Origin of the sequence: Trichocoleus sp. DQ-U1 (assembly GCF_039961925.1) — a bacterium.
Taxonomy (GTDB): Bacteria; Cyanobacteriota; Cyanobacteriia; order Cyanobacteriales; family FACHB-T130; genus FACHB-T130.
In genome coordinates, this window is the sequence record NZ_JAMPKB010000028.1 from 33,439 (window position 1) to 49,121 (window position 15,683).

12 protein-coding genes and 1 pseudogene are annotated in these 15,683 nt (G+C 46.5%); 4 read left to right on the forward strand and 9 right to left on the reverse strand.

Features of this window, described 5'->3' with window-relative positions; genetic code table 11:
- Positions 1-11: 11 nt before the first annotated feature.
- The 7 genes and pseudogenes from NDI34_RS13725 to uvrB form a co-directional block, all read right to left on the reverse strand.
- Positions 12-1,304, reverse strand: coding sequence for a polysaccharide biosynthesis/export family protein (locus NDI34_RS13725; RefSeq protein WP_348232924.1), 1,293 nt, complete (start codon positions 1,302-1,304; stop codon positions 12-14).
- A 394-nt stretch (positions 1,305-1,698) separates the two neighbouring features.
- Positions 1,699-2,433: a cyanoexosortase B system-associated protein gene (locus NDI34_RS13730; RefSeq protein WP_190414277.1), complete on the reverse strand. Its 735-nt coding sequence runs from the start codon at positions 2,431-2,433 to the stop codon at positions 1,699-1,701.
- Positions 2,430-3,314, reverse strand: coding sequence for a cyanoexosortase B (gene crtB, locus NDI34_RS13735; RefSeq protein ID WP_190414275.1), 885 nt, complete (start codon positions 3,312-3,314; stop codon positions 2,430-2,432). Before crtB ends, NDI34_RS13730 begins: the two co-directional genes overlap by 4 nt.
- An 86-nt stretch (positions 3,315-3,400) precedes the next feature.
- Positions 3,401-4,546, reverse strand: coding sequence for a DegT/DnrJ/EryC1/StrS family aminotransferase (locus NDI34_RS13740; RefSeq protein WP_348232925.1), 1,146 nt, complete (start codon positions 4,544-4,546; stop codon positions 3,401-3,403).
- Positions 4,547-4,798: 252 nt separating this feature from the next.
- Positions 4,799-5,767, reverse strand: coding sequence for a hormogonium polysaccharide biosynthesis glycosyltransferase HpsE (gene hpsE / locus NDI34_RS13745; protein ID WP_348232939.1), 969 nt, complete (start codon positions 5,765-5,767; stop codon positions 4,799-4,801).
- A 774-nt stretch (positions 5,768-6,541) separates the two neighbouring features.
- Positions 6,542-6,703, reverse strand: a pseudogene (locus NDI34_RS13750) (Uma2 family endonuclease); the annotation flags it as partial.
- Between the two features lie 229 nt (positions 6,704-6,932).
- Positions 6,933-8,930, reverse strand: a complete 1,998-nt coding sequence (uvrB, locus tag NDI34_RS13755; protein WP_190435877.1) for an excinuclease ABC subunit UvrB — start codon at positions 8,928-8,930, stop codon at positions 6,933-6,935.
- Positions 8,931-9,663: 733 nt separating this feature from the next.
- Here uvrB and NDI34_RS13760 point away from each other — a divergent pair.
- The 3 genes from NDI34_RS13760 to NDI34_RS13770 all read left to right on the forward strand — a co-directional run bounded on the left by NDI34_RS13760 (position 9,664) and on the right by NDI34_RS13770 (position 11,107).
- Positions 9,664-9,852, forward strand: coding sequence for a CsbD family protein (locus tag NDI34_RS13760; protein WP_190414269.1), 189 nt, complete (start codon positions 9,664-9,666; stop codon positions 9,850-9,852).
- A 130-nt stretch (positions 9,853-9,982) separates the two neighbouring features.
- On the forward strand, positions 9,983-10,435 hold the full coding sequence (locus NDI34_RS13765) for a hypothetical protein (protein WP_348232926.1): 453 nt from the start codon (positions 9,983-9,985) through the stop codon (positions 10,433-10,435).
- A 147-nt stretch (positions 10,436-10,582) separates the two neighbouring features.
- Positions 10,583-11,107 carry a hypothetical protein gene (locus NDI34_RS13770; RefSeq protein ID WP_190414265.1) on the forward strand — a complete coding sequence of 175 codons (525 nt, stop codon included), beginning with the start codon at positions 10,583-10,585 and terminating at the stop codon, positions 11,105-11,107.
- A 272-nt stretch (positions 11,108-11,379) separates the two neighbouring features.
- On the opposite strand, the gene NDI34_RS13775 is transcribed toward NDI34_RS13770, so the two are convergent.
- The gene (locus NDI34_RS13775; protein WP_348232927.1) at positions 11,380-12,783 is read right to left on the reverse strand and encodes a WD40 repeat domain-containing protein; all 1,404 of its coding nucleotides are present in this window, start codon (positions 12,781-12,783) and stop codon (positions 11,380-11,382) included.
- 199 nt (positions 12,784-12,982) lie between these two features.
- Positions 12,983-13,690 carry a ribulose-phosphate 3-epimerase gene (gene rpe / locus NDI34_RS13780; protein WP_190414261.1) on the reverse strand — a complete coding sequence of 236 codons (708 nt, stop codon included), beginning with the start codon at positions 13,688-13,690 and terminating at the stop codon, positions 12,983-12,985.
- A gap of 187 nt (positions 13,691-13,877) precedes the next feature.
- Here rpe and NDI34_RS13785 point away from each other — a divergent pair, with 187 nt between their 5' ends.
- On the forward strand, positions 13,878-15,506 hold the full coding sequence (locus tag NDI34_RS13785) for a S8 family serine peptidase (protein WP_347276217.1): 1,629 nt from the start codon (positions 13,878-13,880) through the stop codon (positions 15,504-15,506).
- Positions 15,507-15,683: the final 177 nt, after the last annotated feature.

Here is a 15,683-nt window from a genome sequence, read left to right on the forward strand (position 1 = left end):
TACCAGCTTCTTTAGTCGGAGTTATTGTTACTATCAGTCGTCGGACCAAACAGATCGGTAGCACTTTCTCTTAGCTGGTCAAAAAATAGCAGGAATCCCAAAATATCCCGGAAAGGTTGAGTAAAAGTACTCAAGGCATAAGTGATTTTACCAACCAAGTTACGGCCCACCACAATGACATCGTTGTTCCTTAGGGGGACATTTTGAGCAATGTTTCCCAGTAGCGCTGCTTTCCCGTCTATTTTCTGAGTCACTGCTTTGCCGCGTTCGGGATCGAATCGAATCAGGGCAATATTTCGCAGGTTAGAATTATCTGGGCTAGGGCCAATCGCGCTTAAAGCATCAACAAATGTACTACCGTTGGGCAAGCTAATACTACCAATTCCCCCACCAGCGTAGCTCAAAACTCGGATGTTGATCTGCTGCTGAGACACAGTAGAACGAGAAACTAGCGAGCGATCGTAGTTTTGCTCCGTGGCAACTTCTAGCTTCGGGATGACTACTGCATCGCCATCTTGTAAGCGTAGATTGGGGAGTGACTGTCCATTTAGCAGCGGCGTAAACAAATCAACCCGTTGCTCAATTGTCGAGCCATCGATCCGGGCGCGACGCACCAAAACCGATCGCAGATCTCCGAGATTAGTGCTGCCACCAGCGATTAGCAATGCCGCAGAAAGTTGAGCGCCAGGAGCCAGGGTGTAAAAACCAGGTCTAACGACTTCGCCGCTGATAGTAACTTGGGCTGGACGTTGACCTGCCAGAGTTACAGTGACGGCGGGATCGATGACAAAGCGGTTTAAGCCCAAACGAATTTTTTCCTGGGCTTCTTCCAGAGTCAGACCTAATACAGGTATTTTCCCTAACAGGGGTGCTGCGATGTTTCCTTCCGCGTCAATGACGCTTTGAAAACTCAAGTCTGGAAAACGCTCAACCAACGCCGAAATCGTATCTCCCGTGCCTAGCAGGTAGCGATTATTAAACTGGGTCGGCTGTCCCTCAAACGGCTGAGGTGATGGATAACCCAGCGGTGGCGGCGGACTGGTGGGATCGATAGGAGCTGCTGGAATCACCACCGGCGATTGTATGTTCTCGTTGGTGTTAGGGAGAGGAGGTGGAGGCGGGAGGGGAGGCGCAACCGAGTTGGGTAAGGTGGGTAAAGCTTGACTCATCCCTCTACCAGCAAAAGTCCCTGAGTGTAGCATCCAGAGTAGGACACTACTCGGCAACGTGTAGACAGTCGTGTGGAGAGTGAAGAGAAAGAAGGCGGCGAAGCGGTGCAACCGGCCTCCAGAAGTGCGAGACATAAGTGTATTCACTAAGACCTTAGGGAACCGATCATCAAATTTATCAGTTATAACTCACTGTGCAACTTTCTTTGCATTCACAACAAAGCGATCGCGTCTTGAAGTTCCTCCCCAGAAATTCATCCCGTGATGTTTTAGACTGGCACGATTGCAAATCCTAAAACCCTTATGGAGCTTTAGGTTCCCTTCCAACATCCTTGGCTCAAGATGCGATAAACTTCTACCCATTAGAAAGCCGTTTGGCTTCTAAACTCCACCGGGTTGCATCAAGGGTGACAATTCTCAAAAAGTTGCACATCTCGAAAAGTTGCACAGATTGCACAGAGTGTAGTTATCAGTAAATTCATTCTTCAAATCCAAGCGAGTCAAGCAAATTTCTCCTCCCACTCTCAACTCATAACTCTTTCATCAAAGCAGCTTGAACCGTTTGACCGAGCGATTTAGCCAGTGGTAGAGCTGTGTCAACCTCAGCCAAAGGCTCCATCGGTATCAAGATACTAACAGCAACCCAAGGCAAGCGGCGACGGTGCAATTGAGCCATTTGATCCGCCCAGAACCAACCACTAGGAGACGGATTGCCTCCTCCAGGCCAAGCGTACCACTGAAGCACGGCGAAGGTCTGCTGCCGAGTCCAACCGCGAAAGAAACGAGCTTTAACATCGGAAGATGTCGGACGTGTAGCAGAAGTTCCAGATTCTGTAGTGTTTTGGGTTCCCGTTTGTGCTTGAGTTTCAACCTTAAACTGCAACCGCTGCTCTTGATCGGTCTGCCACTCTTTAAACCCATTAATATCCATCCACTCAACCTCTGGTTGAGCCTTGCGATCTTCTTGAGGCAAAAGCAGCAAAGTTACCTGGGTTTTTTCATCCTGCTGGAGTTCCTGAATCGACCATTTATGACCGCCAATCGTTACGGTATCCTGTTGTTGAGTCTGCCAGCCGGGAAGCGATAGACCAGCCTGCCGTATATTTTTGAGTTGTTGGAGGTTGGTCACTCGTGGGGGATTTGCCCAAGACCAGCGTCCTGTCAAGTAACTAGGAACTGCGCCAATTGCCATCAGTCCGACAAGAAAACTCAGTAAGACGACTTTAGAAAATTGAAAGCGCTGCAATTTCTTGGGCAGTTTCATGCTTCATCCTTCTGAGGCTCATCTGAAATATATCGATCGATCGCATTGAGTAGAAGCACAATTAACCCCAACATACAGGCAGAATAAACATCACCGCCCCAGCCTTCGTGCAGCCAATCAAAAGTTTTTTCTTGGCCAGTACCATGAAAGAAAGTTAGCAGCGTATTGCGGACGATATTACCAGTAACGCTAATGACTACTGCACCGACGACTAACAAAATCGTCTTCGTACGAGATGCCCAAGCACCCGTCCAGTAAAGCAACATCAAGGTTACATAAAGACTGGTGAATAACATCTTAAGTCCAGCGCAGAAAGGCGCAACTTCTACAATTCGTCCGCCTACGAATAAGTAAATCTGGTTGACAGTAACATTCATCCCGAACTGAGTCAGGATGAAACCAGCTGTTGCAGCAATGAATCGCTGGAGGGGCAAGGTATAGGGAGCTAGTAAGTAAGGAATTTGGGTCGGCGTTGCCAAAAATACGAGTAACAAAGGAAAGCCTTGAAGTTTGAAGCCAGGAACTCCTTTCAGCCACAGACAAAGTCCAGCTAATACAGCAGGAAAGGATAAATTTATCAGGTCAGTAATGCCGCTGAGATAAAATACTCCGCCCAAGGCTAGCAAGGCTGCGCCTAGTGGATGACTTGTATCTGGTAACTGACGCCATTGTTGTCGATTTGACCAGGTTATATAGGCGGCAAAAGGCAACCCAATTAAACCGTGGCTGTAATATTCATGTTCAATACTGATATTTTTGTTCAACCAGCCATCGTACCAGTGCCATAACAGTGGAGCATACAGAATCACCAGCAAAGCAACAATGGTTCCTTCTAGCAAGTAACGCTCAATGGCAATCGGAATCTTTCGCTCAAAATGCATAGTTTGACCTTAATTTTCTAAGCTTTTTTAAAGCTAAGCGCAAAGTTAGAATCATTATTCTTAGCGTTTTTTACATTGAAAATTCATCAGGTTCTCACACACAAGGTTTGCAAAGTATCAATGACCTGATGGACTTGGGTATCGCTTAAGCCTGGATACATCGGTAAGGATAAAATTTCCAGTGCTAGAGCTTCGGCTTGGGGGAAGTCTCCGGCTTGATAGCCGAGATTCTCGAAGGCGGGTTGAAGATGACAGGGAATGGGGTAGTGGATGCCGGTTTGAATACCAACAGCCGCTAGTTTGTCTTGAATCGTCTGCCGGTCGAGGGGACAAGCTTCAGTGACACGAACAACATAAAGGTGATAAATGTGACCGTTGCCACTTTGGTTTTGGATGGGGAAAATTCCAGAGTTTGCCAGCGGCTTCAATAAGGCGTCGTACTGCTGGGCTGCTTGGTTACGTGAGTGGTTCCACTCGGCAAGATGAGGGAGTTTGATGTTGAGGACAGCGGCTTGCAGGGTATCAAGTCGGCTATTGGTACCGGGTTCGGTGTGGTAATACTTACGGGAACACCCGTAATTGCGGAGCGATCGCATTTTCTTCGCTACTGCTTCATCATTGGTGATGACCATGCCTCCATCTCCTATGGCACCCAAATTTTTACTGGGATAAAAGCTAAAAGCTGCTGCTTTACCAATAGAACCGGCACGATAACCTTCTCGCTGTGCTAGGTGAGCCTGAGCCGCGTCTTCAAATACAATCAGGTTGTGGGTGCTGGCAAAGTCCAAAAGTTGACGGGGCGAAACCATTTGCCCATACAGATGCACTGGAACGATCGCTTTGGTTTTGGCTGTGACTGCTTTTTCAGCGGCTGTAAAGTCAATTAGCGCAGTTTGAGGATCGCAATCGACTAAAATCGGTGTGGCACCAGCGTGGACAACGCCGATCAGAGTGGCGATGAAGGTATTGGTGGGTAAAATGACCTCATCCCCAGCACCAATACCACAGGCTTCTAATCCGAGCGCTAGCGCATCTGTTCCCGAAGCGACTCCAATGCCATAAGCCACACCACAGGCACTGGCAAACGCCGCCTCAAAGTCAGCTACAGCCTGACCTAATATAAAATCTCCTCGTTGAATCGTACCCCGCACTGCCTCCTCGATCTGTGTTTGAAGAGGCTGGTGTTGGAGTTGAAGATCCACAAAGGGAATTGCTGTCGTAATATTGTTCATACGGTATGAGAATTAAAGTTACCGATAGTTCCTAGGGTTTTTGAATCGCCAACGAGAATGCCTTTTGAGGTATCAACAGCACTGATTGGAAGAAAAGCTTAGGCCTTTAGAGCGATCGCTTCCATAAAGTTCTCACTGTTGAGCCAGCTAAAGACCAGTTTAAGCGAGACGAATACTCCCTGTATGAAGAGAAAGTAAAGCTTTTATATTGAGAATATTTACAATATAAACGGCAAATTCTCTACACAGAATTTAATCAATTTTTATGTTATAAGTACGTAGTCGGGTTTTCCAAATATAAAAAGGGCTAATCAGGCTATTAGTAAAAAGCTCCATTTGGCAAGCAGCTACAATATCATCTTTCAAGGAAAATTTATACTTGATGAGATGAAATAATATTTTACGTAAATCGTTAACCATATACATAAAAAAAACGGCGGGTCGCTGCCAAGGTTTGAAACTTAGCATCCGAGTCCGATGGCGGCTCAAACCAATGCCGCGACATAATTTGATTAAATAGTCTTTCTCTAAGCGCCAGTGGGGAATTCGATGGTAAATACACATTTCAGGGTTGTACCAAATTTCCCATCCAGCTTGTTGAATATGTAATAGCGCTTCTAAATCTTCTCCTGCCAGCATATTGTCGCCAATTCGCCCGTGAAGAATAAAATTTTTCGGCACGCTTTCCAGCCAGACTTGGCGACGCACAACTAATCCAGCTCCAGGTGGTAGAACCTTTTTGTGGGGTTCGTAGCATAGAGCATTTGTTCCCCTGTCTGCAATAGCGAGCAGACAAGCGATTTCTTCAAAATTTTTGGGAGGAGTCCCTTGCAAGTCACCATAAATGCGGCTCCCATAACCGCCAACTTTCGGATGATTTTGCCCAAATGTGTATGCTGCCGAAACCCACGTAGATGTTGGTAAATTATCGTCATCAAGAAATCCAATCAACTTACCTCTGGCTTCTTGGACTGCACGTTGACGGGAAAAGGCAAGTCCTTGTTGGGGTTCAAAACAATATCTTAAAGGATAAGCGAAAGGCCAGTTTGCTTGGTATTCTCGAACAACTTTGGCGGTGTTGTCTGAGCTGTTATTATCAACAACTAAAACTTCCCAGACAAATTGCTCGGTATGAATTTGCGATCGCAGTCGCTCTAAGACATCAGGTAAACGGTCTTCCCCGTTATAAGTCGGAATGGCTACAGTAAAATCAACAGACATCGGTTTCAGAGCAGTTTTTTCAGATACGCGATCGTAATTAAGCATATGTTACATTCCTAAGCTTAATGATGCTCTTCTATACTCTTAGTATGCCCAGAAGTACTGGTTGAAATCTCAACCCTACGAACATAATTAGAACTGCGCGAATTGCCAACATTATCGAGAAGCTCTGCCCTTTGCAAACAAGATCGAAGATGCAGATGCAAATTTAATTTTTCTGGTTTCAGCACTGCCTAATCTGGAAGATCGTCGTCAGCCGCTGATGACGCGGGGAGATGACTCGGCTGTGGGTAGATGCCGGAGAAAAATCGACATTTGACGATTCAAAGCCAGATTGACGCTCCACGAGCCGCCAGGGACGCTAGGTTTTCTCGTGGCACCCTGAACGTTGGGGTTATGAGACGGGCACGACAAAGTAAGAGTTGCCTCTTATAAAGTTTAACTGCATTGACGGCAGTGAAGTTTCAGACAGCGCTCGCCAACATTGTACGGATATCGCCAGTACCATTCACCACAATCAAAAGGTAGAAATTTAGGGTAAGGTTTATTTTCCTTGAGAGCATGATTTCTGGATGAGGGGATTAGCTGGGATGACAAAAAATTGCGCTTGCTAAATTTTCCAGAAATCCTTGGTATGCCTTATCTAGCGCCCTTCCGGAATATGCGGAACTAATGAGGTGGTGCCGATCGTACCGAGAATTGGCATCTGTGTAGCAATGTTCTAGCAGTGAATCCCATTCGGGTTGGATGCGATCGCTTACCAAAAATCAGCTTTCACCATACCTCATCCAAATCCAACTCAAGTCCAGGTAGCACATCCTCGCCAGATAGAGTTAAAGGAAACTCCAACACCTCTACATCTTGCCCTACACGGTAAATTTCTACCTGTTTCGTCTTGGGATCAATCAGCCATCCTAAGCCAACGCCGTTGGTGATGGCGTTCATAGGCTGCACGGGTGATGCCTGAGTCGGTGAACTCAATTATGAAGATTGCTCAACTTGGCTTTCAGATGGCTGATTGGTGTATGGATGCGATCGCTCTTCACCCTGTTTTTCCAGTCAAAGTGCGATCGCTGTTGAATTTTTGAACCCCGTTGGCGAAGCCTGCGCGAAGCGCTTAGACGCGAAGGACGCAAAGTAAGAAAAGAGAGGCGCTTAAGCGTTTTTAATGACCGAGTAATTTGTCTCGTAGATGCTTAATGCGATCGCGGTATTTTGCAGCCTCTTCAAACTGCAAATTCTTTGCTGCTTCCTTCATTTGCGCTTCCAGTTGGGTAATCAACTCTGGAATATTCTCTAAAGGCAAATCGTCCGCCTGTTCGTAAATTTCTTCCAACTGTTGAGAATTCAGCCGCCGCGAAACATCTAGGTAAGCCAAAATTGAGTTATTGACTTTTTTGATAATCGGCTGGGGTGTAATGTTGTGCATTTTGTTATATGCCATCTGAATCCCCCGCCGCCGGTCGGTTTCGTCAATCGCTTTGATCATGCTATCGGTGAGATTATCAGCATAGAGGATGGCTTGTCCCCGGATGTGACGAGCGGCGCGACCAATGGTTTGAATGAGCGATCGCTCTGCGCGTAAGAAACCCTCTTTATCTGCATCTAAAATCGCCACCAGAGAAACTTCCGGCAAATCCAACCCTTCTCGCAGCAAGTTAACCCCAATTAGCACATCGAAATTGCCCTCACGCAACTCTTGCAAGATTTCAATTCGCTCAATCGAGTTAATCTCTGAGTGCAGATAGCGGACTCGAATTCCTCGTTCTTGTAAATATTCTGTCAAATCCTCCGCCATGCGCTTAGTTAAGGTAGTAACTAGCACCCGTTCTCGCTTGTCAATCCTGTCTTTAATCTCACCTAACAAGTCGTCAATTTGTCCTTCCGTGGGACGTACAAAAATTTCTGGATCGAGTACGCCAGTCGGACGGATCACCTGTTGTACAATTCGCTCCTCTGACTGTTCTATCTCCCAGTTACCGGGAGTTGCAGAAACAAAAATACACTGATTCACCTTCTCCCAGAACTCCTCTGACTTCAGAGGACGGTTATCAGCAGCACTGGGGAGGCGAAAACCATGCTCGATCAGCACTTTTTTTCGTGCTTGGTCGCCATTGTACATCCCCCGAATTTGCGGGACGCTAACGTGAGATTCATCCACCACCAATAGCCAATCTTTAGGAAAATAATCAATCAAGGACTCTGGAGGTTCTCCCGCACGCCGTCCTGCTAGATGTCGGGAGTAGTTCTCAACGCCGTTGCAATATCCGACTTCCCGCAACATTTCCAAATCGTAGCGAGTGCGCTGATCGAGTCGTTGCGCCTCTAGTAATTTCCCAGCTTTTTCTAATTCTTCCAGCCGATCTTTGAGTTCCTGTTCAATGTCATTACAAGCGGCTTCTAGCCGATCTTCTGGGGTGACAAAGTGACGCGCTGGGTACACATTTACGGCGTCCATACTCTGAAGGATTTCGCCGGTTACGGGGTCAACGTAGCGAATGGCGTCAATTTCATCTCCAAAGAATTCTACGCGAATAATCCGATCTTCGTAAGCCGGGCCAATTTCCAGCACATCGCCCCGAACTCGGAACTTTCCTCGCCCCATTTCTACATCGTTGCGGCTATACTGCACGGAAGCTAAATCTCGCAGCAACTCGCGTTGATTCACTTCTCGCCCCATCTTTAAGGGAATCGCGGCTTTGAGATATTCCGAGGGAATTCCCAAACCATAAATACAGCTAATAGAAGCCACAACAATGACATCGCGCCGCTCAAAAAGCGATCGCGTGGCGGAGTGTCGCAACATATCAATTTCGTCGTTAATTGCAGCACTTTTCTCGATATATGTGTCGGTGACGGGAATATACGCTTCTGGCTGATAGTAGTCGTAGTAACTGACGAAATACTCCACCGCATTTGGGGGAAAGAACTCCCGCAATTCGTTACACAATTGAGCAGCGAGCGTTTTGTTATGCGCCAATACCAGCGTGGGTCTGCCGACGTTCTCAATAACGGCTGCTACTGAGAATGTCTTGCCCGTTCCCGTCGCTCCCAGTAGGGTTTGAAAGCGATCGCCTTTTTTTACGCCTTTCGTGAGTTGCGCGATCGCATTCGGCTGATCGCCCGTCGGTTGAAAGGGAGCTTGCAGACAAAATTGCGTCATACAGTTTTAAGAAGCTTTAAGAAAATTGTTTTTCGTGCCTGGAGCTTGGTCGGCAGATTACCACATCTCTCTTCTCTCTCATCCTAGCCATTTGCCCTCTTCTATGCCTTGCTCATCTAGCGATCGCCAGAAATAAATCCTAACTTGTCACTGCCATGCACGTTCATCGCCAACAGCATAATTATTTTAATAAATATTGACAATTCTTATTTTTTGTATTCAAGCGGTAAAGCGATCGCTGATTCGTTTATCGGCTTCAACATTGCTTGCAAATGAGATTGTGTCATCCAAGTTTTTAGCGATCGCATTTTAGTTGTACTTGGGACTAAATTACTTCTCCCCATTTACTTGATTAGCACTCCCTCTGCAACTTTGGGAAGCCGCTTGTTTCTAGCGCAGGGGCGCTTTTACTGCAAAGGTTCGAGAGAGGTGTTGAAGGGAACTTATGAATGGGATAATAATCCCACGTTTTTAGCCGAGACAAGATTTCCTATTGTAAAAATTAAGAATTTTTTTAAATTATCATCTACCTTTAGCCGTAGGAAATACTCATTCTTTGAGCATAGGTAAAGAGTAATAATAGCGATCCCCATTTTTTCTGTCTGGGGGCAGAAGGCTATGTAAACAAAACTAGATACATTGAATACATAGAAGTAAAAGAAGACTGCGGCAGTAAAGCAAATTTAACGCATCTTCTAACTTATAAAACTGTTTGAAAGATTAGGAGAAAAAAATGAGCGTTGAAGATAGAGCTAAAGCAACCGGCAAAAATATCGAAGGCAAAGCCCAAGAAGCGCTCGGCAATATAACTGGCGATCCAGAAGATAAAGCTGAAGGAAAAGCCAAGCAAGCTGAAGCCCAAGTAAGTCACACCAAAGAAGATGTGAAAGATAAGGCAAAAGATTTGGTTGATAACGCCTAATACTTGACTTTGGAGGTCTAGCTACTGAAAAGATTCATCTAGACCTTCTCCCTTATTTAATGCAGCCAATACCACAGACAGGCAACACCCTGATTCTGTCTTGTAAAGACAAGTTTAATAGGAGACTGAGGTGAATTTTCTTCAGCAATTTCGGAAAACTTTTACGGCTTTAGTCTTGGTTCTGTTCCTCTCTACAGCTACAGCTTGTAGTGGAGCCAGCCAAGCAACTCAACCGAAAGCTCTACCGGGTGCGAGTAGCGGTGCTAACAGCATTGTCGCATATCAACAGTTGGAACGCGGTAGCACTGCCGCCGGTCAAGAATTTGGTAACTGGGTAGTCCAGACAGCGAAAGGATTAGTCAAGGATGCCTACGTCCGTGATAACAACAAATTGGGAGTTGTGATTACGCCCCAAGTCCGTCCTAACGAAGTTAAAAGTTTAGCAAGCTCTTTAGCTCAAGGATTCCACAAGAATTTTCCCAACCAAGATTTAACCATTTTGATGTATGCGCCAGATAAAAAACTGATTTTGACAGCAAAATATGATGAGCAGTCAAAACAGATTCAGTATCAAGGTGCTTAGTTTAACTAAGGGGAAATCGGTGAAAGCTGGGGCAATTCATCTAGCTTTAACTACTTTAGAAGGTGCATTTGTAGAGATGGGGTGAATCCCCTCTCTAACCAGAATTTACGATTTTTTCTTTTAGCTTTTGAATCAGGAGATAAGAAAATGACCAGCAGCGAACAATATAAGCGTCAAATCATGAATGATTTGGCTGGTGGTGACTCCGAAATGATGCAGGATGCTCCAAGCGATCCTAGCAGCGATTATCAAAATTTTGATGACTTTGCTCAACGTTCCTCTAGAGACGAACGCCGTCAACTGTTTGGGAAGTCTCTACATCCAGACAGCATTCCTGTCAGCCAGATGGAACCAGAACTGCAAAAAGCGATCGCGCAAATTCAACCCAGCGAACGGGATGATGTGGCGCGGGAGTTCTTCAAGCGGTTAAAGGAAAGAGGACTCAATGACCGCCAGTTGGAGCAACAATTAAGTCTCTCCACGCATCACCCCAGCCGCATGAGTGCAGATGATGTTAGCAAACTGGCTACCTTTACCTATCACACTCATCCTGACATCTTTCAAGATGTATTAGCTGATAAACCAGCTATCATGAAGTTTCTGAGCAATCCAGTGGTTGCCGCTGTATTTGGCATCATGGCAGCTAAGTGGCTCGGCGGTCGCAGGCACTAGAATCCGTTACTGTTAGACAGCAATAGACAAAAAAAGGCGCTCTAATTTAACTGGAGCGCCTTTTTCGGCTTAAAAACTTAGTACTTTAAGAAATTCAATGTGTTTACTAGATGTTAGTTAGGTGGTGACTAACTGAGATGTTCGGTTTTTTGGGCTGATTTTCATTGAAAAGAGTACTGCCAACATCTCTACAATTTATTTAGCCATAATGCACTTTCCCTTTCATGTCACGCTAAATCAAAACAAACTCTTTTCTGTTTCTTTTACCTGCCTCAATCCCGCCGCCAAATCTTGATAGTGTTGTCCCCACTGCAACTCGCCAGTATCAGCCCATCCGGGCTGAAGGCGACGGAATTAACACAGTTGGAATGACCACTGAGAGTGCAGATTTCTTCGCCCGTACCCGAATGCCAAAGTTTGATAGTCTTGTCTTCACTGCCACTAGCAAGTAGCTGCCCATCCGGGCTAAAGGCGACGGAATTAACACAGTTGGAATGACCACTGAGAGTGCAGATTTCTTCGCCCGTACCCGGATGCCACAGTTTGATAGTGTCCCAACTGCCACTAGCGAGTAGCTGCCCATCCGGGCTAAAGGCGAAGGAGTAAACATAATCGGAATGACCACTGAGAGTGCGGATTTCTTCGCCCGTACCCGGATGCCAAAGTTTGATAGTCTTGTCATCACTGCCACTAGCGAGTAGCTGCCCATCTGGGCTAAAGGCGAAGGAATTAACACAGTTGGAATGACCACTAAGAGTGCGGATTTCTTCCCCTGTACCCGGATGCCACAGTTTGATAGTCGTGTCCCCCCGGCCACTACTAGCAAGTATCTGCCCGTCCGGGCTAAAGGCGACGGAAGAAACATAATTGGAATGACCAGTGAGGAGAGTGCGGATTTCTTCCCCTGTACCCGGATGCCACAGTTTGATAGTCTTGTCATCACTGCCACTAGCGAGTAGCTGCCCATCCGGGCTAAAGGCGAAGGAAGAAACCGAGCCAGAATGACCACTGAGAGTGCAGATTTCTTCGCCCGTACCCGGATGCCACAGTTTGATAGTCTCGTCATCACTGCCACTAGCGAGTAGCTGCCCATCTGGGCTAAAGGCGAAGGAATTAACACAGTTGGAAGCACCAGTGAGAGTGCGGATTTCTTCCCCTGTACCCGGATGCCACAGTTTGATAGTCATGTAACCACCACTAGCGAGTAGCTGCCCATCTGGGCTAAAGGCGAAGGAGTAAACATAATCGGAATGACTGAGCATCTGTACGCATCGCCAAGATTGATGCGGCTCCAGCCCTTTGTCTAACTTGGCAGGCTCCAGCCCTTTGTCTAACTTGGCAATTAGTTCATCAAGTTTGTTATTTACTTCCGTTACTGTGGTATGCAGATCGCCGACCTCGCGGATGATATTTTTTTCCATATTATCCAGCCGACTCTCAAGCCTATCAGCCCAATCACCCATTTCGTCACGGGCTGCACCTAGAATGTTGATTTCCATCTCACCCAACCGACTCTCAAGCGCATCAGCCACATGAGCCATTTTGGTGTGGAACTCCTTGATGTCGGAACTGTCCCTTTTTACAGAAACTACAAAGCTTTGGGGATTACTAATCTGTTCTGTAAGGTTCTCGACCGCAGCTTTTAAATCCGGTAATTCGTCTTTACTGTGTGACATTAGCTTCACCTGAAATTACGAGCGGCGGGGATTGATTGTCATCATCCCTGTCTTAACTTACAAGATACCTTTTGGCATACAGGGGGAGGATGCGATCGCCTTGTGCATCTAACAACAAAAAAGCCCGCGATCGCAGGCTTTTTTCATTTAGTAGAGATGCGATTCATCGCGTCTCTACAGGCAAATTATTAAATTCTTTCTACACAGTCGCTAATTCTGGTGAAGGACGCTTACTATTGCGAATCCCTTCAATTGCCTGTGCATAATCCTTCGCCTTAAACACAGCAGAACCAGCAACAATTGCATTCGCTCCCGCTTCCAAAACCTGCCAGGTATTATCTACTTTGAGTCCGCCATCCACTTCAATCCAGGGATCTAAACCGCGTTCATCGCACATTTGACGCAACTTCCGGATTTTCGGCACCATCTCTGGGATAAAACTTTGACCACCGAAACCGGGGTTAACGCTCATAATTAATACCAGATCGCAAATCTCCAGCACATACTCAATCAAATCCAAAGGAGTAGAAGGATTGAGAACGACACCCGCCTTTTTACCCAGTTCCTTGATTTGTCCTAAAGTCCGGTGCAGATGCGGTGAAGCGTTGTGTTCTGCATGAACGTAGATATGATCTGCCCCCGCCTTCGCAAAATCTGCCACATACTTTTCTGGTTCCACAATCATCAAGTGGACATCCAACGGCTTTTGGGTAACAGGACGAATCGCTTCTACAATCAGCGGGCCAATTGTGATATTCGGAACAAAGCGACCATCCATCACATCAACGTGAATCCAATCTGCACCGGCAGCATCTACCGCCTGAATTTCCTCTCCCAATCGACTGAAGTCAGCTGATAGGATTGATGGAGCGATAACAATCGGCTTCTGGGATGGCGTTTGGGTCATGGTTATTTATACTCTCTTGCGTCCTCGTCTGGTATTCAGTTTAACAAAAGACGTGGCAAGCCTTAAAAAAGTATGAAGTATGAACGATGAAGTGTGAATTTAACCTTCAATCTCTAACCTTCAACCTTGAAACTAAGATTTTCAACCTTCAACCTTCAACCTTCAAAACTTCAGTGGAGAAGCTTGCGTGGCTCACCAGCAGATTTTTAAAAAACTAACATGGCTTGTTTGGGGGCTGGGAATTACCGCCTTAACCGCTCCTTCCTCTCTGGCTAACGAAACCTCATCACTGGGAGAAGCGGGCATTGATGCCCAAAGGCTACACGCTGCTCCTTATAACTTATTGGGTCGTAAGATTGCTATCGGTCAAGTGGAGATTGGAAGACCGGGACAATTTGGTTTGGATAAAGCGGTTTCCCGGAATCGAGCCTTCTCCTTGATCCGAGTCTTTTATCGAGATGCCCCAGCCAAAGCTGATAGTAATGTTGATGGGCACGCAGCAATGGTAGCAAGCGTGATGATTAGCTCGGATAAAGGTTTCCCCGGAGTGGCACCGCAGGCACGACTTTATGCTTCAGCGGTTGGCGCACCGCAAAAAACAGGTCAACCGGAAGAGTGCTTATCCACGCAGTATGTGGCAATGCAAAATGGGGGCGATGTTCGGGCAATTAACTTTAGTTTTGGAGAGTCTCTGGAGCGAGATTCTCGACCGAACCCGATTCTGGATGGCAACGCTCTACTAACCCAGTGTATTGACTGGTCTGCTCGCGTCCACGACTCGCTTTATGTAGTAGCGGGGAATCAAGGGACTGGCGGGATTCCGATTCCCACCGATAACTATAATGGCGTCAATGTTGCTTATACAACGCGCCGCGAGGGAATTTTTACGAAAGTAGATTTTGCCAACTTGAGCGCTGCGCCTATCGGGATTGCGAAGCGTCTGCTTGACCGGGAAATTAATGTTGGCCCGCGTCGCTCGATTAGTTTAGTAGCACCCGGTAGCCAGATCGAGGTATTAGATATTAAGGGTAAGGAAAGTCGGGTTACGGGAACGAGTTTTGCGGCTCCCCATGTCACTGCATCTGTCGCGTTATTACAAGAATATAGCGATCGCCAACTGCGAACACAACAGCCCAACTGGACGCCAGACGCCCGTCGTCATGAAGTTATGAAAGCTGTGCTGCTGAACTCCGCAGAAAAAATCAAAGACACTGGCGATGGACTGCGCCAAGCGATGAGTCGCACAATTTTGACCAAAGATAACCGCGACTGGTTAGCCTCCGATGCTTACAAAGACCGAAAAATCCCATTAGACTTCCAAATGGGTACCGGACAAATGAATACTTTTCGGGCTTACCAGCAATTTAGTCCCGGTCAGTGGAATTCTGAAAAGCCGGTGCCGTTGGTCGGTTGGGATTACCGCACAGTGAAGGAGTCTGCATTTCAGGATTATGTCTTGAACCAACCATTGCAGCAAGGGAGTTTTGCCTCGATTACGCTCGCCTGGGATAGGCGCGTGGAGTTACAAGATCAAAATAACAACAAGCAGTTTGATGTCGGGGAAAGTTTTAGCGATCGCGGCTTAAACAATCTCGATATCTACCTGATGCGAGCCGAAGATAATGATATCAGCAAGAGTATCTGGTCTTCGGAAAGCGATGTTGATAGTGTAGAACACATTTTTCAGGAAATTCCTGCCACGGGTCGCTACAAAATTCGCGTCCATTATCGTCAGAAATTCAATGAAAATACTCAAGCCTATGCCTTAGCTTGGTGGACAGTACCCGCGAAAGAGCTACTCAAACAGAAAAATTAAACAGAGAATCGCTATTTGAGATTGAAGAATAGGGGCCTGTACTGAACAAGATATCGCCCCTTCTATAGACACGCCCCTTAAACCTTCTTCGCTCCGGTTCAGTTGCCAAAACCGTAACCACTGGAACGTCCCTAGCTGTTAGCCGTCATTCTAGAAAAGGAATGTTACGGCAATATA